19 protein-coding genes and 2 tRNA genes are annotated in these 19,474 nt (G+C 62.3%); 7 read left to right on the forward strand and 14 right to left on the reverse strand.

Translation table 11 applies throughout. The features are described 5' to 3' along the window. Positions 1-46: 46 nt before the first annotated feature. Complete coding sequence (locus JANGC3_RS0120480) at positions 47-559, reverse strand: hypothetical protein (protein ID WP_026133261.1); 513 nt, start codon at positions 557-559, stop codon at positions 47-49. Positions 560-843: 284 nt separating this feature from the next. Between JANGC3_RS0120480 and JANGC3_RS29715 the strand changes: the two genes are divergently transcribed. Beyond that, the gene (locus JANGC3_RS29715; RefSeq protein ID WP_035787860.1) at positions 844-3,114 is read left to right on the forward strand and encodes a YgiQ family radical SAM protein; all 2,271 of its coding nucleotides are present in this window, start codon (positions 844-846) and stop codon (positions 3,112-3,114) included. A 56-nt stretch (positions 3,115-3,170) separates the two neighbouring features. Here JANGC3_RS29715 and gloA read toward each other — a convergent pair whose 3' ends face one another. The 6 genes from gloA to JANGC3_RS29730 form a co-directional block, all read right to left on the reverse strand. Beyond that, on the reverse strand, positions 3,171-3,563 hold the full coding sequence (gene gloA / locus JANGC3_RS0120490; RefSeq protein WP_232429740.1) for a lactoylglutathione lyase: 393 nt from the start codon (positions 3,561-3,563) through the stop codon (positions 3,171-3,173). 177 nt (positions 3,564-3,740) lie between these two features. Then, positions 3,741-4,043 carry a putative quinol monooxygenase gene (locus JANGC3_RS29720; RefSeq protein WP_081611925.1) on the reverse strand — a complete coding sequence of 101 codons (303 nt, stop codon included), beginning with the start codon at positions 4,041-4,043 and terminating at the stop codon, positions 3,741-3,743. 205 nt (positions 4,044-4,248) lie between these two features. After that, positions 4,249-4,977, reverse strand: coding sequence for a hypothetical protein (locus tag JANGC3_RS29725; RefSeq protein WP_035787862.1), 729 nt, complete (start codon positions 4,975-4,977; stop codon positions 4,249-4,251). Positions 4,978-5,019: 42 nt separating this feature from the next. Next, positions 5,020-5,772, reverse strand: coding sequence for a TauD/TfdA family dioxygenase (locus JANGC3_RS0120505; RefSeq protein WP_081611926.1), 753 nt, complete (start codon positions 5,770-5,772; stop codon positions 5,020-5,022). 65 nt (positions 5,773-5,837) lie between these two features. Beyond that, positions 5,838-6,527: an LrgB family protein gene (locus JANGC3_RS0120510; protein ID WP_026133263.1), complete on the reverse strand. Its 690-nt coding sequence runs from the start codon at positions 6,525-6,527 to the stop codon at positions 5,838-5,840. Continuing rightward, positions 6,524-6,925: a CidA/LrgA family protein gene (locus JANGC3_RS29730; protein ID WP_198292046.1), complete on the reverse strand. Its 402-nt coding sequence runs from the start codon at positions 6,923-6,925 to the stop codon at positions 6,524-6,526. The genes JANGC3_RS0120510 and JANGC3_RS29730 overlap by 4 nt, the downstream gene beginning before the upstream one ends. Positions 6,926-7,746: 821 nt before the next feature. On the opposite strand from JANGC3_RS29730, the gene JANGC3_RS0120520 reads away from it, so the two are divergent. From JANGC3_RS0120520 to ahpF, 3 genes are all read left to right on the forward strand, one after another. Next, on the forward strand, positions 7,747-8,154 hold the full coding sequence (locus JANGC3_RS0120520) for a DUF3597 domain-containing protein (protein WP_026133264.1): 408 nt from the start codon (positions 7,747-7,749) through the stop codon (positions 8,152-8,154). Positions 8,155-8,357: 203 nt separating this feature from the next. Beyond that, entirely contained in the window at positions 8,358-8,921 is a 564-nt protein-coding gene (ahpC, locus tag JANGC3_RS0120525) for an alkyl hydroperoxide reductase subunit C (RefSeq protein WP_017878372.1), read from the forward strand. Positions 8,922-9,094: 173 nt separating this feature from the next. Then, a complete protein-coding gene (gene ahpF, locus JANGC3_RS0120530; RefSeq protein WP_026133265.1) occupies positions 9,095-10,699 on the forward strand; it encodes an alkyl hydroperoxide reductase subunit F in 1,605 nt (534 codons plus the stop codon). 63 nt (positions 10,700-10,762) lie between these two features. Here ahpF and JANGC3_RS29735 read toward each other — a convergent pair whose 3' ends face one another. Next, positions 10,763-10,960, reverse strand: a complete 198-nt coding sequence (locus tag JANGC3_RS29735; protein WP_035787865.1) for a hypothetical protein — start codon at positions 10,958-10,960, stop codon at positions 10,763-10,765. 1 nt (position 10,961) lies between these two features. Further along, positions 10,962-11,357: a RidA family protein gene (locus JANGC3_RS0120540; RefSeq protein WP_017878375.1), complete on the reverse strand. Its 396-nt coding sequence runs from the start codon at positions 11,355-11,357 to the stop codon at positions 10,962-10,964. Positions 11,358-11,487: 130 nt separating this feature from the next. Between JANGC3_RS0120540 and JANGC3_RS0120545 the strand changes: the two genes are divergently transcribed. Beyond that, on the forward strand, positions 11,488-12,381 hold the full coding sequence (locus JANGC3_RS0120545; RefSeq protein ID WP_017878376.1) for a LysR substrate-binding domain-containing protein: 894 nt from the start codon (positions 11,488-11,490) through the stop codon (positions 12,379-12,381). 15 nt (positions 12,382-12,396) lie between these two features. Here JANGC3_RS0120545 and JANGC3_RS0120550 read toward each other — a convergent pair whose 3' ends face one another. From JANGC3_RS0120550 to JANGC3_RS0120570, 5 genes are all read right to left on the reverse strand, one after another. Further along, positions 12,397-13,518: an AI-2E family transporter gene (locus tag JANGC3_RS0120550; RefSeq protein WP_017878377.1), complete on the reverse strand. Its 1,122-nt coding sequence runs from the start codon at positions 13,516-13,518 to the stop codon at positions 12,397-12,399. Further along, positions 13,515-13,994, reverse strand: coding sequence for a cyclic nucleotide-binding domain-containing protein (locus JANGC3_RS0120555; RefSeq protein ID WP_017878378.1), 480 nt, complete (start codon positions 13,992-13,994; stop codon positions 13,515-13,517). Before JANGC3_RS0120555 ends, JANGC3_RS0120550 begins: the two co-directional genes overlap by 4 nt. A 214-nt stretch (positions 13,995-14,208) precedes the next feature. Continuing rightward, positions 14,209-14,285 (reverse strand) — tRNA-Asp (locus JANGC3_RS0120560). A 52-nt stretch (positions 14,286-14,337) separates the two neighbouring features. Then, positions 14,338-14,413, reverse strand: a tRNA-Val gene (locus JANGC3_RS0120565). A gap of 124 nt (positions 14,414-14,537) precedes the next feature. Continuing rightward, on the reverse strand, positions 14,538-16,682 hold the full coding sequence (locus JANGC3_RS0120570; RefSeq protein ID WP_232429741.1) for a S9 family peptidase: 2,145 nt from the start codon (positions 16,680-16,682) through the stop codon (positions 14,538-14,540). A 108-nt stretch (positions 16,683-16,790) separates the two neighbouring features. Here JANGC3_RS0120570 and JANGC3_RS0120575 point away from each other — a divergent pair, with 108 nt between their 5' ends. Beyond that, on the forward strand, positions 16,791-18,059 hold the full coding sequence (locus JANGC3_RS0120575) for an MFS transporter (protein ID WP_017878380.1): 1,269 nt from the start codon (positions 16,791-16,793) through the stop codon (positions 18,057-18,059). Positions 18,060-18,288: 229 nt separating this feature from the next. Further along, a complete protein-coding gene (dinB, locus tag JANGC3_RS0120580; protein ID WP_017878381.1) occupies positions 18,289-19,365 on the forward strand; it encodes a DNA polymerase IV in 1,077 nt (358 codons plus the stop codon). Positions 19,366-19,474 lie beyond the last annotated feature (109 nt).

The following is a 19,474-nucleotide window of genomic DNA, read 5'->3' on the forward strand; positions in this document are numbered from 1 at the left end:
GCCGGCCCCGCCATCGCTAGCGCTAGCTCTAGCGCTACGACAGCCACTACGGGAACGCCAGCATCGGCGGTTCCTCGCCGCCGAAACTGATTTCGGGATGGCGTCTTTCGATCATTTCCTCGATTTCCTTCACGCGCCGCACCGGCACGTCGACGATCAGCAATACCTGGCCGGCGGCGATCGGCGCGCTAAAGCGCGCCAGGCGCGAGTTCGGCACCGCCGCCGCGTTCATGCCCGAGGCCCACGCGCCGAAGATGGCGCCGCCCAGCGCCGCGATCAAGATCGCCACCGTGCGCAGGGTCAGCCCGTCGGGCGGGAACAGCGCCAGGAAGATGCCGGCGCCCAGCCCGGCCACGCCGCCGATGAGCATGCCCAGTTGCGCGCCGTGTACCAGGTCGGTCTTTTGCAGCGCGTTCAAGTCGGGCATGTCGGGCAGCAAGGTGCCTTCGCGCGCCAGGAAGTGCATATGGCGCTCCTCGATGCGCGCCAGCAGCAATTCGTCGAGCATGGCGCGGCCGCTGGCCACGCTGGGTAACATAAAGTAGAGTCTGCGTCGCATGGTGATCTCCCGGTAAAGGTGGCCCTGCATTCGTTATAGTCGGCAAAATAACAAAATGCAAACATCATTTGCGCCACCGGGCCGGGCCGCCTTTTTTCTTGGGTTAACTTCACAAGTGATTGAAAAATAAACGTTTTTTTCGTAAAATTGGCGCGGAAACGACGCCGGTCCGGGCCACGGCTTGACATTTCCGGTACAATTCGTCCCATATGAGCTCCCCTACCAATTTATTTGCGACCGTTCCTAAACGGTCTGCCCGCGCTGCCGTTGCGCCTTTCCTGCCGATGTCCCGCGCCGAGATGGACGCGCTCGGCTGGGATGCCTGCGACGTGATCCTGGTCACCGGCGACGCCTACATCGACCACCCCAGCTTCGGCATGGCCCTGGTCGGCCGCCTGCTGGAGGCCCAGGGCTTCCGCGTCGGCATCATCAGCCAGCCGGACTGGCTGTCGGCCGAGGCCTTCCGCGTGCTGGGCAAGCCGAAGCTGTATTTCGGCATTACCGCCGGCAATATGGATTCCATGGTCAACCGCTACACGGCCGACCGCAAGATCCGCTCCGACGACGCCTACACCGCCAACGCCGAGCCGAACAAGCGGCCCGACCGCGCCGTGACCGTCTACGCCCAGCGCGCCCGCGAGGCGTATGCGGACACGCCGATCGTCATCGGCAGCATCGAGGCGTCGCTGCGCCGCATCGCCCACTACGATTACTGGTCCGACAAGGTGCGCCGCTCGGTGCTGCCCGATTCGAAGGCGGATATTCTGCTGTTCGGTAACGCCGAGCGGGCGCTGGTCGACCTGACCCACCGCCTCGCCGCCGGCGAGGACATCAAGAACATCCGCGACTTGCGCGGCACCGCCTTTATGGCGCCGCCGGGCTGGTTGCCGGCCGACGATTGGTCGGTCGCCAATTCGACCCGGGTCGACGTGCCCGGCAAGGTCGACGCCCACCACGACCCCTACGCCATGGCGCAGGAAGACAAGACCGTCTGCGCCACCGACAACGCGCAGGGCGCGCCGGAGGTGATCAAGCCGATCCGCATCATGTCGCGCGAGGAGCGCCAGGCGCTGGCCAAGGAGCAGCACGACAAGACCGTGGTGCGCCTGCCGGCCTACGACGTGGTCAAGGACGACCCGGTGATGTACGCGCACGCCTCGCGCGTGTTCCACCTGGAATCGAACCCCGGCAACGCCCGCGCCATGGTGCAGGCGCACGGCGAGCGCGACGTGTGGATCAATCCGCCGCCGCTGCCGCTGGCGATGGACGAGATGGACGGCGTCTACGACATGAACTACGCGCGGGCGCCGCATCCAAGCTATGGCAAGGCGCATATCCCGGCCTGGGAAATGATCCGCTTCTCGGTCAACATCATGCGCGGCTGCTTCGGCGGCTGCACCTTTTGCTCGATCACCGAGCACGAGGGGCGCATCATCCAGAGCCGCTCCGAGCCGTCTATCCTGCGCGAAATCGAGCATATCAGGGACAAGACCAAAGGCTTCACCGGCACTATTTCCGATATGGGCGGCCCGACCGCGAACATGTACCGGCTGGCCTGCAAGGACAAGGAGATCGAAGTGTCGTGCCGCCGCCTGTCGTGCGTCTACCCGTCGATCTGCGTCAACCTGGGCACCGACCACAGCAAGCTGATCTCTCTGTACCGCAAGGCCCGCGCGATTCCCGGCATCAAGAAAGTGTTGATCAGCTCCGGCCTGCGCTACGACCTGGCCGTGCGCTCTCCCGAGTACGTGAAGGAACTGGTCACGCACCACGTCGGCGGCCTGCTGAAGATCGCCCCCGAGCACACCGAGGAAGGCACCCTGTCGAAGATGATGAAGCCGGGCATCGGCGCCTACGACGAGTTCAAGGAAATGTTCGACCGCTTCTCGCTCGAAGCGGGCAAGAAGCAATACCTGATCCCGTACTTCATCGCCGCGCATCCGGGCACCACCGACCTCGACATGCTGAACCTGGCGTTGTGGTTGAAGAAAAACGACTTCAAGCTCGACCAGGTGCAAACCTTCATGCCGACGCCGATGGCGATGGCGACGACGATGTACCACACCCGCAAGAATCCGCTGCGCAAGGTGACGGCCGATTCGGAAGTGGTGGAAACGGCCCGCAGCGGCAAGATCCGCCGCACCCACAAGGCCTTCCTGCGCTACCAGGACCCGGCCAACTGGCCGATCCTGCGCGAGGCGCTGGTTGGCATGGGCCGCGGCGACTTGATCGGTAACAGCGACAAGCACCTGATTCCAGCCTGGACCTCGTCCGAGTCCGGCGGCCTGGCGGCGGGCGAACGCAGCCGCCAGACGTCCGGCGCCGGCACGCCCGACAAGTTCAAGGCGCCGGTCGGCAAGAGCCGCATCGCGCTCGGCGGCACCGCCGCCGCGCCGAAGGTGACGGCGGTCGAATCGAAGATCCGGCCGTCGATCCTGTCGACCATCAAGAGCAAGGCCAAGCCGGCCGCGCCCGCGCCCGCCGGCAAGCCGGGCGCCAAATCGACGCGCGGCGGCGGCGCCGGCACCGGCGCCGCCCGCGGCGGCCGCAAGTAAGCTGCCGGGGGCGCGGGAGTGTTTCCGCGCGCCCGGCAGCTCGCCAAAACAGTCCCTTACATGGACGGCTTGCGTTCGATCAACTCGATTTTGTAGCCGTCGGGATCGGTGATGAACGCGATCACCGTGTCGCCCCCTTTGACCGGGCCGGCTTCGCGTGCGACCGCGCCGCCGTTGGCGCGGATCTTCTCGCAGGCGGCATACGCATCGGGCACCTCGATGGCGATATGCCCGTACGCCGTACCCAATTCGTAGTGCTCGACGCCGTGGTTGTAGGTCAGCTCGATCTCGGCGTGGTCGGGGTTCTTCCCGTAGCCCAGGAAGGCCAGCGTGTAGTCCTGCCCCGGCTGCTCGGCGGTGCGCAGCAGCAGCATGCCCATGACCTTGGTATAGAAATCGATGGATCGCTGCAGGTTGCCAACGCGCAGCATGGTGTGAAGAAGTCTCATGTCTTGATTTGTCGAGTACGGTGTGGAATATCCAGATGTGGGCACTGGGTGCCGCACGCCGCGCGCCTCGGACTGCGGCGTCATGGCCAACGGGCACAATGGCGACCGGACCGTAATCCGACGCGCCTGTGCCGCGTGCTTGGCTAATCCGCCTGCCTTGGGCGGAAACTTCTTCTTTTAGAAGGCTGGCTTTGGACCCGGTGTTTCATACGTCAACAAGTCTGCTTCGCCTTCGATCAGGAAGGGCAGCTTTTCCGCCAGTATTTTGAAATACGGCGTGTCGAAATGTTCATCGAGATCGGCACGGCTCTTCCACAGCTCAAAAAACATGAATTGGTTCGGCTCGTGCGGCGCCTGCAGGAAGTCGTAACGCAGGCAACCCGGCTCGGCGCGCGACAGCGGCGTGAGCATTGCTGCCAGTTCAAGTAAGGCCGGGGCGGCGTCGGGCCGGGCGGTGAAGGATGCGGAAAGAACTAACATATGTGCTCCTGGTATGAATGGTGCTGCTTAATGTTGGAATCCAGCGGCGCCGTCAGACACCTTTCTGAATTAAAGGGAGGGAGTAATAGCCGGCCACCGGTGGTCGCGCCGGAATAACTCCCTTGCTGATTGAGCGGAACGCATAGTAACTTACATTCTCATTAAAATGAATGTATTTTATCCAACCGTGCGCGCCGTTTCTCATTTAAAAAACGTCAATTTCCACCATGTCAACCGGAACCGCGCTCTCGTTTTTTAATGAAACCTTCTCGCTGGTTTCGGACCATTTGAAATTGCCCGATTCAAAATCCCACAGCCGGTCGGGATTTTTATCCGTTTTTTCGCGCAGACGTCCAGCGGAAATGGCGAAAAGAGCCGAGCCTGCCGGACGGATGAACGACTCGGTCGATTCGCCGGGGGCGAGCGTGAGCTTGTAGACGCGGGCACGCGAGTTTTCCATCGTGAGTGTAAATGGTGCGGCTCGACGCGGCGCCGCCGCCGCGGGTGTAGCCGGCGCCGCCGATAACAACTCCATTGCAACCAGGTGCAAGGGCTTTTCGCCGGAAACGATGACGCGGTGGGAATATTCGCCCTTCGCCGTTGATGTGAAACGTACCGATCCGGCCGGGAACGAAACGGCTGCCGGTTTTGCGCCAAGCACGTCGTTGGTAATGTCGACGTTTTTGAACACGACGAGGAAATTATCTTCCCGATGCTCGTGCATTAAAGTGGCATTGCCGTTAGGCAAATTCACTTCATACATGCGCACTTTGCCGTTGTCGAATTTGACCTTGTGATTGGGTTCCAATTCCATCGAAACCGATTCACCCGGGGCTTGCGCGGAGCTGGCAACGGAAGAAAACGCGCCCAATAAGCAAGTGAGCAATACGGCGCTAGTATGGAAAACGGCTGTGGCTTGAATTTTTTTTGACATGTTCGGCTTTGATTGCTGATTAAATTTTATTGTCGGTTTGGTTCAACGAATCCATGCGCGCCAAGCAATGCGCGACGAGGCTGGCGACAGCGGCGTACGGCCATGCAGGAATTTGCAGTTGTCGACCAGGATGGTTTCATCGCGCTGCGCCGAATAGGTGATCGGTTTCGTGTTGTCGATAAAATCCTTGACCCATTCAATCGCCGCTTCGGCTTCGAAGCCGCGCGCATCGACGACCAAGGGCTTGACCTTGTCGTCATAGCGCCAGCGGAACACAACGTCCTCGGCGCTTTTCCAATTCAGGATAGGGACGCGGACCGCTTTGTTCATGCCAGCGCCGTTGAACCTGGCGTAGGTCACTTCGGCCATTTCCAATGCCCTTTTATACTTAAACGGGATTTCGTCGAGTATCCATTGCACGGGCATGAAGGTGGAAACACCGCCGAGGTTGTCATCGATATGTTTAAAATGCAACATGAAGCGCTCGAGCTGGGTGGCCGCGAAGCTGGCGTCGGTGTGCATTGGATGCGCGTCATACGATTCGGCGATCGAGTGGTGCTTGGTGGGATCGCAGGCGATGACGCGAACCTTGTCGAAGGTGTCGTCGTCAATAAACCCCGCGATTTCCGCCAAGTGGTCGTGGAATTCGTCGAAGGAATAGGCTTTTTTGACAACGCCGAGGCCTGTCCATTCCTTCGACGTCGAGGCGGCGTACATGGAGCGGATGTCGTCAAAACGTGTGATGAATTGATTTTCACGGCTATTTTTGGTGCTGGAAGCGGATAAATTAGGCATTTTTACTTTTTACGGATTGAAAAAGCGGCATCGACGGCACGCAGCCGTGCGACCGCGCGTGTAAATCAAATTAATCGAAATAAAGCGGGTACCAAAAGCGCTGAGCCGCATCCCATCAAGGCCATGCCCAGCGTGGCAAACGCCACCGCTTCCGAACCCAGTTCAACCGAGCGGGCGATACCGAAGGCATGGGAAGTCATGCCCAGGGTGAAGCCGGTCACGACGGGGTCCTTGACATTCATCCAGCGCAAAATGGAGGGGGTGACAATCACGCCGAGAATGCCGGTGGTGAATACGCTAAGGATGGTGAGCGGAACCGAGCCGCCGATTTTTTCCGCCACCGACAAGGCGATGGGCGCCGTCACGGACTTGGTGGTCAACGACAATTCCATGAGCGTGTCGAGGCCGATCAACTGGCCCAGCAGCAGCGCGCTGCCGGTGACGGCAATCCCGCCCAGTAATACCGAGCCCAACAGGGGCAGGAGGACGGCACGTGCTTTGCGTAAATTTTCAAACAGCGGCACCGCCAGTGCCACGATGGTCGGCCCGAGCAAGTTGTGCAACGGACTGGTCCCTTCAAAATACTCGTCGTAGGGTAATCCGGTCAGCAGCAGCATGATGACGATGGCCAAGATGGCGATCAGCACGGGCTGCAGAACCGGGATTTTTCCCGAGCGAAGGTAAATAGAACTTCCGGCTGCGAACGCCGCCACCGTCACGGCAATTAAACCGAGTGAAGTAGTCGGCGCTATCATTGGGCGGCTCCGGCTTTATGGAGGGCCGCCGTGGCTGGGACCGTGGAATCGTTAGAGCGGCCCACATGCCGAGCCAACAGCCATTGCGTGATTTTGGCCGTTGCAACGCCGCCGACCACCAGCGCGACCACCAGAACCAGCATCAGCTTGGAAATTCCAGGTGGCACCGCGCCGATCAATTTCATTACCCCTACGCCGATCGGAACCAGCATCAGCGCCAGATAGCGCAGCATGGAATCGGACGCCTCCTTCAATGGCGCATCCACTTTGCCACGTATCGTCAACAGAATAAAAACCAGCCCGAATCCGATAATTGAGCCGGGTATTGGTAAAGAAAACTGGCTGGACAAATAATTGCCGAGCAAGTACATCGCAATAAAAAAAGCAAATCCAAACACTATAATTTCCTTGTTTTCGGTATTTCACAAAGCGATGGCCGTGCAAATCCAGCAGACAGCCGGTCCGATTTGTTTACCAATGTAAAAAGTGATAGGCGAGTTAAGGAATCGAGTTGACAATTTATTCGTCGCCAACCTCGAAACAAATACCGCCCAGGACTTCAGCTCCAGAAAAGGGGCGAAGTTAATCAATCGAGACGAAGATGTGCCGCCATGAAAGTGTAATTAGTATATATCCAAGATTATGCGTTGTGCAATGTTTACAGTAAATTAATTATCCGTATAGGGTGAAACTACTGGACGTTGCAGGGATATGTACGCGTAATTGAACGACACGTTGGATGAGGCAGATTCGTTAGAATGAAGCTGGCGATGAGCATATTTCTTCCCGATCCAGTCGTTGCTATGACTGAAGGGCGCAGCGGATCCCGCCCCGCGCGGAGGTGTATGTCGATGGCAGGTGAATAGTATATCAGAAAGATGATAAATTTAACAAAGTTTACTGTAAGGAACTATCGCGATTTGGTGAGGCAGGTGGCAGGCGCGGGGGTGTCGAAGTGTAGTTAAGCGACCGGTGGAGTGCTGTCGGCAGGAGGGGCGACGCGGCGGATTGGCGCCGTGGACTGGCCGCCAGCGCTGGCCGGTGAAGTATTCACCTTGAAAATATGGCATTGAGTACAATGTTAGTGGGGAGGTAGCGCGTAGTTTTCCGCGCTTGTCCTTGCCACGCCTCTGCGCAAGCCCCGCTCTTAGCGGCGATTCCCAACGTACATCCCTTCTGCAGAGGCTTCATCCACTCCACTTTTTTTCGAGGTGTTTTTATGGGTATGCTCAGCAATATTTTCAACAAAATTTTCCACCGCGACGCCCCGACCGCTACTGCCCCTGCCCCAGCGCCAGCCGGTGGCCCCGCCGCCACGGCAACGGCCGCCGCGCCTGGCCAGGCCGCTCCGGCGCCGGTTGCAATGGAAGAGGTCGATGTCGAGGCCCTGCTCAACGGCAAGGCCGAGGCGCGCGCCGAGAAACTCAACTGGCGCACCTCCATCGTCGACTTGCTCAAGCTGCTCGACCTCGACAGCAGCATGAGCGCGCGCAAGGAACTGGCGCAGGAGCTGCACTTCAGCGGCGACACCAACGACTCCGCGTCGATGAACATCTGGCTGCACCGCCAGGTCATGAACAAGCTGGCCGCCAACGGCGGCAAGGTGCCGGCCGATCTGAAAGATTGAGCGCCAGCACTTAGATCTGCCCCGCGGCCCGCCAGCATTTCCGGCGGCCGCTTCCCGAAAGACCAGGAACAGGGATAATACTGTTCGTCGTATGCGGTAGCGATAGTCAAAACAAATCAAAACTATTGTAACAATCAATTTTGCATATGAATGAAAACACCGTAAACTACGTTCATTGATTCACCACCCACGAGGAAACAACAATGTCTCTCATCAACACACAAGTTAAACCGTTCAAAGCAACCGCCTACCACAACGGCAAATTCGTCGAAGTGAGCGAAGAGTCCCTGAAGGGCAAATGGTCGGTATTCGTGTTCTACCCGGCCGACTTCACCTTCGTCTGCCCGACCGAACTGGAAGACTTGGCCAACAACTACGCCGAATTCCAAAAGATGGGCGTGGAAATCTACGGCATCTCGACCGACACGCATTTCGCCCACAAGGCGTGGCACGACACGTCGGACGCGATCAAGAAAGTGAACTACCCGTTGATCGGCGACCCAACCACCGTGCTGTCGCGCAACTTCGAAGTGTTGATCGAAGAAGAAGGCCTGGCGCTGCGCGGCACCTTCGTCATCAATCCAGAAGGCCAGATTAAAGTGTTGGAAGTGCATGACAACGGCATCGGCCGCGACGCTTCCGAACTGCTGCGCAAAGTCAAGGCGGCGCAATACGTCGCGTCGCATCCGGGCGAAGTGTGCCCGGCGAAATGGACCGAAGGCGCAGCCACCCTGACCCCATCGCTGGACCTGGTCGGCAAGATCTAAGCAGTCGCAGCAATAGTAGTGTCGATGCCGTTAGCGTACTCAGCACCAACGGCGTATATGCGGGGTCGGGCCTTCTCGCCTTGGCGCCAGGGGGCCGACCCCAGCCCCTGCCTTTGCTTGTAAAAAAGTCGCTCGCGGCATCACCAAATCTGTAAAAAAACAAGGAAAACATCATGTTAGACGCCACCCTCAAAGCCCAGTTGAAAGCCTATTTGGAAAAGGTCGTGCAGCCGATTGAGATCGTCGCGTCTCTCGATGATAGCGCCAAATCGGTGGAATTGCGTGAACTGCTCCAGGAAATCGACCTGTTGAGCGAGCGCATCACGCTGGTGGAACGCCGCGACGACGCCGAGCGCAAGCCGTCGTTTAGCATCAACCGTGCCGGATCCGATGTGGGCGTGCGTTTCGCCGGCATCCCGATGGGCCATGAATTCACCTCGCTGGTGCTGGCGCTGCTGCAAGTGGGCGGCCACCCGGTCAAGCTGGACCAGGCGACGATCGAACAGATCCGCAACCTCGACGGCGATTACGCCTTTGAAACCTATATCTCCCTGACGTGCCAGAACTGTCCAGAGGTGGTGCAGGCGCTGAACGTGATGTCGATCATCAACCCGCGCATCCGCGCCGTGATCATTGACGGCGGCGTCTTCCCGGCCGAGGTCGAGGCGCGCCAGATCATGGCGGTGCCGACCATCTACCTGAACGGCGCCGTGTTCGGCCAGGGCCGTTCCGGCGTGGAAGAGATCCTCGCCAAGCTCGACAGCAACGCCGGCGCCCGCCAGGCCGAGCAGCTAAGCAAGAAGGACGTGTTCGACGTACTGATCGTCGGCGGCGGCCCGGCCGGCGCGGCGGCGGCGATTTACGCGGCCCGCAAGGGTATCCGCACCGGCGTGCTGGCCGAGCGTTTCGGCGGCCAGGTGCTCGACACCTTGGCGATCGAGAACTTCGTGTCCGTCAAGGAAACCGACGGCCCGCATTTCGCCATCGCGCTGGAACAGCACGTGAAGTCGTATGAAGTCGACATCATGAACATGCAGCGCGCCGCCAAGCTGGTGCCGGGCAAGTTGATCGAAATCACCACCGCCAACGGCGCCGTGCTCAAGGCCAAGTCGGTGGTGCTGGCGACCGGCGCGCGCTGGAGGGAAATCAACGTGCCGGGCGAGCAGCAGTACCGCAACCACGGCGTCGCGTATTGCCCGCATTGCGACGGTCCGTTGTTCAAGGGCAAGCGCGTGGCGGTGATCGGCGGCGGCAACTCCGGCGTCGAGGCGGCGATCGACCTGGCCGGCCTGGTCAAGCATGTGACCCTGATCGAGTTCGGCGCCGAACTGCGCGCCGACGCGGTGCTGCAGCGCAAGTTGCACAGCCTGCGCAACGTCACCGTGATCACCTCGGCGGCCACCACCGAGATCCACGGCGACGGCAACAAGGTCAACGCGCTGAGCTACAAGGACCGCAACGGTGGCGCCAACGACGAGCTCAAGCGGATCGAGCTGGAAGGGGTGTTCGTGCAAATCGGCCTGGTGCCGAACACCGAATGGCTCAAGGGCACGCTGGCCCTGTCGCGCCACGGCGAGATTGAAGTTGACGCCCGCGGCCAGACCTCGATCCCCGGCGTGTTCGCCGCCGGCGACGTGACGACGGTGCCGTACAAGCAGATCGTCATTGCCGTCGGCGAAGGCGCGAAGGCCGCGCTGAGCGCCTTCGACCACCTGATCCGCTCGGACGACGACGAAGTGGTTGAGGAGTCGGCGGAAAAGCAGGCCATGACCGCCTAAGCCGCTGCCGCGACGACAAAGCCGGAACCGCCCCAGGGCCGTTCCGGCTTGTCTAATCGTACCTCAAGGATTTCCGCCAGTCGCGCGCGTGCGCTCCGCATGGCGCCGATCTTCATTCGCCAGGTCGGCCACCGGGGACAGGGCCGCGCCGTTGAATTCGTCGAGCGCCGCGCCGCGCAGCACCCGCGCCGGCCAGTCCGGGTGGGTCAGCGCGCCGCGCCCAAGCGACACGAGGTCCCCATGCGTAGCGGTGGTACGCATATCAGCTCCCGGCGATCGGACGCACGGCGGCGATGGCCTCGATCTCTATCATGGCCGCCGGATTGTACAGGGCCTTGATCTCGGCAATGGTGTCGGCCGGATAGGGCGCCGCGAAGAACTGGCGGCGCAGTTCCACCACCTCCTTGAAGTTGCCCATATCGGTCACGAAGATCGTCACCTTGATGACGTCTTTCAGGCTCGAGCCGCCGGCTTCGAGCGCGCGCTCGAGGTTGGCGAACGCCTGCTCTCCCTGGGCGCGGAAACCGCCGGCGACGATGTTGCCATCGTCGCCGGCGCCCGCTTGACCGGAGACGAACAGCAAATCGCCGAATTTGATCGCTTGAGAAAGCAGGAAGGGTGCGTAGTTGTCCGGTTGGGTAATGATTTGTTCGAGCATGATTTACGTCTTTCATCAGTGGAGGAGTGCGCGCTGTGCCAGGGCCGCAGGGAGAAGATAGGCCTGCGCCGCTGCGTTGACAAACGTTCAGTTGTCAGGCATAACATGCATTATTTTCACCTGTACATCCATGCGGCGACTCCCACCACTCTCGGCACTACGCGCGTTTGAAGCGGCGGCCCGCCATGGCAGCTTCAAGCGCGCCGCCAATGAACTTGCCGTCACGCCGACGGCGATCAGCCATCAGATTCGCTTTCTCGAGGAATACACCGGCCTGGCGCTGTTCGAGCGACAGGTGCGCAAAGTGGTCTTGACCGACGCCGGGGTGGAGTTGTATCCGGTGCTGCGCGACGGTTTCAATGCTGTCGAGGCGGTCCTGCAGCGCCTGGGATCGGCGCAGCCGCGCCGCCGGGTCATCATCTCGGCTACCAACGCGTTTATGGCGCGCTGGTTGGCGCCACGGGTGGCGGACTTCCGAAAGTTGTATCCCGAAATCGACCTGGAGCTGAACGCGTCCGACCAGGCGGTCGATCTTGGGTCCGATGTCGCCGACGTGGCGATTCGCTACGGGCGAGGGCCGTATCCCGGCATGGTGGCGGAGCCGCTGTTCGCCGACCGCTTCGCGCCGGTGTCCAGCCCCCGGCTGGGAACATTGGGAACGGCGGATCTGGACCGGGTGCCGTTGATCGATTTCAAGTGGACCCAGGAGCATCCGCTCAACCCTACTTGGAAGAACTGGTTCGCGGCAGCGGGCTTACCTTGGCAGGCACGCCACGGTCGGCTGCTCTTTTCGGACGAGGGCCACGCCATCCAGGCGGTATTGGCCGGCCAGGGAATTGCACTGCTGAGCCTTGAGCTGGTGGCGGACGACATCGCGGCCGGGCGCCTGACGCAGCCGTTTGGCCCGAGCATACCCGGGCACACCTATCATCTGGTCCGAAGCGCGGGCCATATACACGGGCCGCATGTCGACGCGGCATTGGCCTGGTTGCGCGGCCAAACCCGCGGGCCGGCCAAGCCTTAGCACCGGCGCCGGCGCCTACAGCGCCAGGTCGGCGCTGGCCTGGCGCGCGCGTAGCGCCAGGGCGTTGCGGTGGCGCGCGCGCAGGCGCGGGTTGGTGATCAGCCGGCCCATGGTTTCGCCGACCACCATCACCACGCCCAGCAGCGGCAGCACCATCATCAGCCCGGCCACGCCGGCCACCGCGCCGCCGACGAAGATCATCAGCACGCTGATCAAAGGGTGGATGTGCAGGCTGCGTCCCAGCGTCATCGGCATGAAGATGAAGTCGTCGAGCAGGCGCACCAGCACGAACACGCCGATGGCGCTGTAGGCCACCAGCGGCGAGGCCGGCGCGTCGGTCGAGGCGACCATGACCACCATCACGCAGCCGACGATGGAGCCGACGAAGGGCACCCAGGCCAGCAGCGCCGAGATCAGCGCCAGCACCAGCGGCGACGACAGGCCGATGGCCCACAGGCCCAGCGCCAGCACGGCGGTGTCGATGACGGTGAGCTTGATCAAGCCCTGGAAGTAGTTGCGCGCGGTCTGGTCGACTTCGTGCAGCAGGTACAGGGCTTTTTCAAAGAAGGCGTTGGGCACCGCGCGCATCAGGAATTTCTTGAAGCGGCGGCCGTCGCGCAGGAAGAAAAAGCTCAGGAAGGGCGCCAGCAGCAGCGACGGCAGCGCCGCCGCGACCGACACCAGCACGCCGGTCAGGTGGCTCTGCACGAAGGTGTCGCTGTAGTTGGCGATGCGGCGGTTGAGGATGCGGCCCAGGTGGATCTGCCGCAGGATCGGGAATTTCTGTTCCAGCGACAGGATGGCGTCGCGCACGAAGGCGGTGCCGCCGGCCAGGTAGCGCGCCAGCAGTTCCTGCCAGGTGCCCGACGACGGCGAGACCCAGACCACGGCGGCCACCGCGGTCAGGCTGACGACGGCGAAGAACAGCAGCACGACGGTCAGCACGGCCAGGGTTTGGCCCATGCCGGCGCGCACCAGGCGCTGCGCCGGGCCGAGCAGGATGTAGTAGAGGATGATGCCGAACAGGAAGGGGATGGCCAGCCACAGCATCCGTTCGAGCAGGAACAGCAGCACGCAGGTGGCGCCGATGATGCCGCCCCAGACCACCGGGCCGGAGCGTTGCGTCAGCTGGTTCATAGCGCGTCGACTTGCGGGTTGCCGCTCATGTAGTCGCGCAGGCGCTGGCCGATGTGGCGCGCCAGGGCCAGTGCGACCTTGTAGCCGATGACGGCGTCCGTTTCCATCAGCGCCAGGAAGTCGGCGCGGAAGAACACCGCCAGTTGGCAGTCGCCCTGGGCGCGCGCCTGGGCGCTGCGCGGCGAGTCGTCGAGCAGGGCCAGGTCGCCGAAGAAGGCGCCGGCCGACAGTTCGGCCACCACTTCGACGCCGCTTTCCTGGCGCCGGCTGATCAGCACGCGCCCGGCCATGACCAGGTACAAGGCCTGGCCGTCCTCGCCCTCGTCGAAGACGATTTCGTCGGCCAGGAAGCTGCGTTCGTGCAGCACGCTGTCGACGGTGCGCAGTTCGAGTGGCGTCAGCGCGGCGAACAGGGCCGACTCGCGCAGGCGGTGCAGGCGCGGCGTCAGCGCGGGCGATTTCAGGAAGGCAAACATCAAGGAAACTCCGGGCGGTGGATATGCCCGCTCATTGTCGTCTGTTTTTGGAGTTGCCGTGCGCACACACGAAAATCTTGCGTGGAAAAAACCACAGGGCCGTGCCAAGCCGACTTGCCGCGGCGCGTGGCGCGGGCGATCGCGGATCTGCGAGGGGAGCTGAAAAAGACGCTGAAAACGGAATAAGGGCCCGACGAATCGGGCCCTTATAAATTGGCGGAGTGGACGGGACTCGAACCCGCGACCCCCGACGTGACAGGCCGGTATTCTAACCAACTGAACTACCACTCCAAGCTTGTTTGATCTGTACTCCGATCCATAAAGCATGAATGATTTTCTGCGCTGGTGGGGGCTGAGAGGCTCGAACTCCCGACCTACGCCTTGTAAGGGCGCCGCTCTACCAACTGAGCTAAGCCCCCAGCTGCTTACCTTGGAAAACCATCCGACGTTTGTCACCACGTCTGAAGTGCCGCTATTATAGGGGGCGCCCGGCGTCGCCCGCAAGGGCTTTTTTCAAGAAAAACTTGAGACGGCCCCCTAGACCTATTCGGCGATGCCCCACTGCGACAGCATCCACGCCATCTGGAAGGCTTTCTCGCCGATGGCGTTGTAGCGCCCGGACGCGCCGCCGTGGCCGGCGCCCATATTGGTTTTGAGCAGCAGCGGCTGGGCGTCGGTCTTGAAGGCGCGTAACTTGGCGACGTACTTGGCCGGCTCCCAATACATCACCTGGCTGTCGTTCAGGCCGGTGGTCACCAGCATCGCCGGGTAGGCCTTGCGCTCGATGTTGTCGTACGGCGAGTAGCTCTTCATGTAGTCATAGGCGGCCTTCTGGTTCGGGTCGCCCCATTCCAGGTATTCACCAGTGGTCAGGGGCAGGCTGGCGTCCATCATCGTGTTCATCACGTCGACGAAGGGCACGGCCGCGTGCACCGCGCGAAACAGCTCGGGGCGCATGTTGACCACCGCGCCCATCAGCAGGCCGCCGGCGCTGCCGCCCTCGATGATCAGGCGCTCCGGGCTGGTCCATTTTTCCCGCACCAGGTAGTCGGCGCTGTCGACGAAGTCGTTGAAGGTGTTTTTCTTCTTCATCAGCATGCCGTCGTCGTGCCAGGACTCGCCCAGCTCGGTGCCGCCGCGGATCTGCGCCTGCACGTAGACGACGCCGCGTTCGAGCAGGCTGATGCGGTTAAGCGAGAAGCCCGCCTCCATCGGGATGCCGTAGGAGCCGTACGAGTACAGCAGCAGCGGCGCCGAGCCGTCCAGCTTGACGCCCTTTTTGTAGACGGTCCACAGCGGCACCTTCACGCCGTCGCGCGCGGTGGCCCACAGGCGCCGGCTTTCGTAGCGGCCGGCGTCGTAGCCGCCGACCACTTCCTGTTGCTTGAGCACGCTGCGCGCGCCGCTGCCCATGTCGACGTCGAGCACCATCGGTGGCGTCACCGGCGACTGGTAGGACATGCGGTAGCGCGTCGCCGTGTATTCCGGCGTGCCGGCGCCCAGCGCCAGGTAGACCGGGTCGTCGAACTGCACGGTTTTCCACTGCTTGGCGGCGAAGTCGTAGATGCGCGCGCGGTTCAGCGCGCTGGCTTTTTCAAGCGCCACCAGGTAGTCGCGGAACACGTCGACATCGCTCAGCAGCACCTGCTTGTCGTGGGCGATCAGCTCGACCCAGTTCCGCGGCTGCGGCGCGTTCAGCGGCGCGCGCACCAGGCGGAAATTCTTGGCGTCCTTGTTGGTCTTGATGTAGAGCTGGCCGTCGCGGTGCTCGACGCTGTAGCGGTGGCCGGTTTCGCGCTTGAGCACGCTGCTAAAGGACGCCTGCGGCCGCTGCGCCGGCAGCAGGCGCACCTCGGTGGTGTCGGTGCTGACGATGTTGAGTTCAATGAATTTCTTGTCGCGGGTGGCGCCGACGTACATTCTGAACTGCTCCACCGGCTCGTAGTAGACCTCGACCGGCGCGCCGCCCAGGCGCAGGCGTAGCAAGCGGTCGGAACGCTTGGTGGTGGCGTCTTCCTGCACCAGGAACACGGTGCGGTTGTCGGCGGCCCAGGCCAGCGTGGTCACGCGCGGCGCGGTGTCGCTGAGTAGCTTGCCGGTCTGCAGGTCGAGGATGTGCAACTGGAATTGGCGGTAGCCGGTGGTGTCGGTGGTGTAGGCCAGGAAACGCTCGCTCGGGCTGACGGAAAAAGCGTCGACCGCGAAAAACTTGTGGCCCTGCGCCAGCTTGTTCTGGTCCAGCAGCACCTGCTCGGGCGCCTTGTCGTCGTAGCCCAGGTCGGCGCCGGCGCGGCGGCGGCAGTTGATCGGGTATTGCTGGCCCGCCTCGGTGCGGGTGTAGTAGTAGTAGGCGCCGCGCCGGGTCGGCACCGACAGGTCGACTTCCTGCATGCGCCCCTTGATCTCGCCGTACAGCTTGTCGGCCAGCGGCTGGATGGCGGCCGTCATCGCCTCGGTGTAGGCGTTTTCCGCGTTCAGGTAATCGATGACCTGCGTCGACTCCTTCTTGTGCAGCCAGCGGTAGTCGTCGGTGACGATTTCGCCGTGGCGGGTTTCCTGCCAGGCGCTCTTGGCCGCGACGGGCGGCGCCGCCGCCGTGCCGAGGCCGGCGGCCGACGCCGGGCCGGCGGCCGCCAGCGTCATGGCGAGGGTCGAGATAGTGCGGGCAGAAATTTTTAACGAAGACACGCGTACTCCTTAAATAATTTTGTGTCAATATTGTAGAGCCGCACTACGGAAAAACGAAGTTCTTTCGGACCCGCGCCATAAAACGACAATGACAATAAAGGACGGCAGATGAGCAGCAATGAAGATGCGGTATACGCGAAGGTCAGCTGGCGCCTGGTGCCATTCCTGTTCCTGTGTTACGTGGCGGCCTACCTGGACCGCGTCAACGTCGGCTTCGCCAAACTGCAAATGCAGGCCGACCTGCAATTTAGCGACACCGTGTACGGCATCGGCGCCGGCATTTTCTTCATCGGTTACTTCCTGTTCGAAGTGCCGTCCAATCTCTTGATGAGCAAGACCGGCGCGCGCATCTGGATCGCCCGCATCATGATCACCTGGGGTCTGATCTCATCGGCGCTGATGCTGGCCGACGACGCCACCACCTTCTACGCGCTGCGCTTCCTGCTCGGCGTGGCGGAGGCCGGCTTCTTCCCCGGCGTGATCCTGTACCTGACGTACTGGTATCCGGCGCGGCGGCGCGCCCGCATCATCGCCCTGTTCATGAGCGCGGTGGCGGTGGCCGGCATCGTCGGCGGGCCGCTGTCGGGCTGGATCATGAAGCGCTTCGCCGGCCAGTCCGGCCTGGCCGGCTGGCAATGGCTGTTCCTGCTCGAAGGCGTGCCGTCGGTGCTGATCGGCGTCTGGACGCTGTTCTACCTGGACGACGACATCCGCTCGGCGAAGTGGCTGGCCGAAGACGAGAAGCAAGTGCTCGAACGCGGCATCCGCGCCGAGGCGCAGGGCAAGGCCGCGATGAGCCTGCGCCAGGTGTTTGGCAGCGGCAAGGTGTGGCTGCTGGCGCTGGTCTACTTCTGCTTCGTCATGGGGCTGTACGGCGTCAGCTTCTGGCTGCCGCAATTGATCAAAAACACCGGCGTCAAGGACGTCTTCGACGTCGGCCTGCTGACGGCGATTCCGTACACCGTGGCGGCGCTGACGATGGTGCTGGTGGCGCGCCATTCCGACCGCAGCGGCGAGCGGCGCTGGCACGCGGCCTGGTCGGCGCTGGCCGGCTGCGCCGGACTGGTCGTCTCGACCATCTACGCCGACAACACCGTGGTGGCGATGGCGGCGCTCAGCGTCGGCACGGCCGGCATCCTGTCGACGCTGCCGCTGTTCTGGAGCCTGCCGACGGCGCTGCTGACGGGCACGGCGGCGGCCGCCGGTATCGCCATGATCAATTCGATCGGCAACCTGGCCGGCTTCGCCAGCCCCTACCTGGTCGGCGCCATCAAGGACGCCACCCACAGTACCGCCACCGGCATGTACATGCTGGCGGCCAGCCTGCTACTCGGCGGCCTGCTGGTGGTGTGCGGGGTCAAGCGCGGAGCAAGCTGACGCCCGGGCAATACGACAACCGCGGGGGCGGGTCTCGACATAAGGGTTTGCTTGCCGCCGGCTAGGCAAACTCCGTCGCCGGGCAATGGATCAAATGCAAGAACCTTCATGTCGAGCGCCGACCCCAACGTTTCTGAGGCTTGCGGCAATTTGTATTTCAGGTAATACTGTATGCATTTACAGTATATTGCCCCGCAGCCGGGGTAGTCACAGCCACGGCGAATTGCGATTGAATGCCCCCGACCGAAAAATCATCCATTGCGACTGCGACTGTTTCTACGCGGCGGTGGAGATGCGCGACAATCCCGCCTTGCTGGGCTTGCCTGTGGCGGTCGGCGGCCGCGCCGATCAGCGCGGCGTCGTCGCCACCTGCAACTACGAGGCGCGCCGCTTCGGCATCCATTCGGCGATGGCCACGGCGCAGGCCCTGCAGCGCTGTCCCGGTCTGATCGTGCTGCCGCCGGCGATGGAAAAATACCGGATCGCGTCGCGCCAGATCCTGGCGATCTACCGCGACTATACCGACCTGGTCGAGCCGCTCTCGCTCGACGAGGCTTACCTCGACGTCACCGACGCGCCCCACTGCAAGGGCAGCGCCACCTTGATCGCCCAGGAAATCCGCGCGCGCATCAAGGCAACGGTCGGTATCACCGCCTCGGCGGGCGTCGCCAACAACAAATTCGTCGCCAAGATCGCCAGCGACTGGAACAAACCCGACGGCCTGTTCCTGGTACGCCCGGACGAGGTCGACGCCTTCGTCGCCGCGCTGCCGGTGAAAAAGCTGTTTGGCGTTGGCAAGGTCACCGCGGCCAAACTCAACGCGCTGGGCGCGCACACCTGCGGCGACCTGCGTGCGTGGAGCGAACACGACCTGGACCGCCATTTCGGCCGTTTCGGCCTGCGCCTGTTCCAGTTGTGCCGCGGCATCGATACGCGCGCCGTGTGCAACTCGCATGAGCGCAAGTCGGTGAGCGTCGAGGAAACGTACACGCCCGACGTGCCCGACCTGGCCGCGTGCCTGGGTCTGCTGCCGGACTTGTTCGAGAGCTTGCTGGAGCGTATCCAGCGCGCCGGCGCCGGGCAGCATGTGCAAAAGCTGTACGTGAAGGTGCGCTTCGCCGATTTCCACCAGACGACGGTGGAATGCGTGGGGACGGCGCCGCTGCTGGCGCAGTTCGAGAAATTGCTCGACACCGGTTTCCAGCGCGGCCGCCAGCCGGTGCGGCTGCTCGGCTGCGGCGTGCGCCTGGGCGAGGCGGTCAACGTCGTGCAACTGTCGCTGTTCGACCATGAAGCGCAGGTCTGAGCGTCGCGCCAGCGTCGCCCGGACGGTTTTTTGATGGTGCCAATCAACTCCGTCGCGTCGCCGCGACCGTGTAAAATGGCATTCCCCTGGCACTACTGAAACAACGGAA

The organism is Janthinobacterium sp. CG3 (assembly GCF_000344615.1).
GTDB lineage: Bacteria > Pseudomonadota > Gammaproteobacteria > Burkholderiales > Burkholderiaceae_D > Janthinobacterium.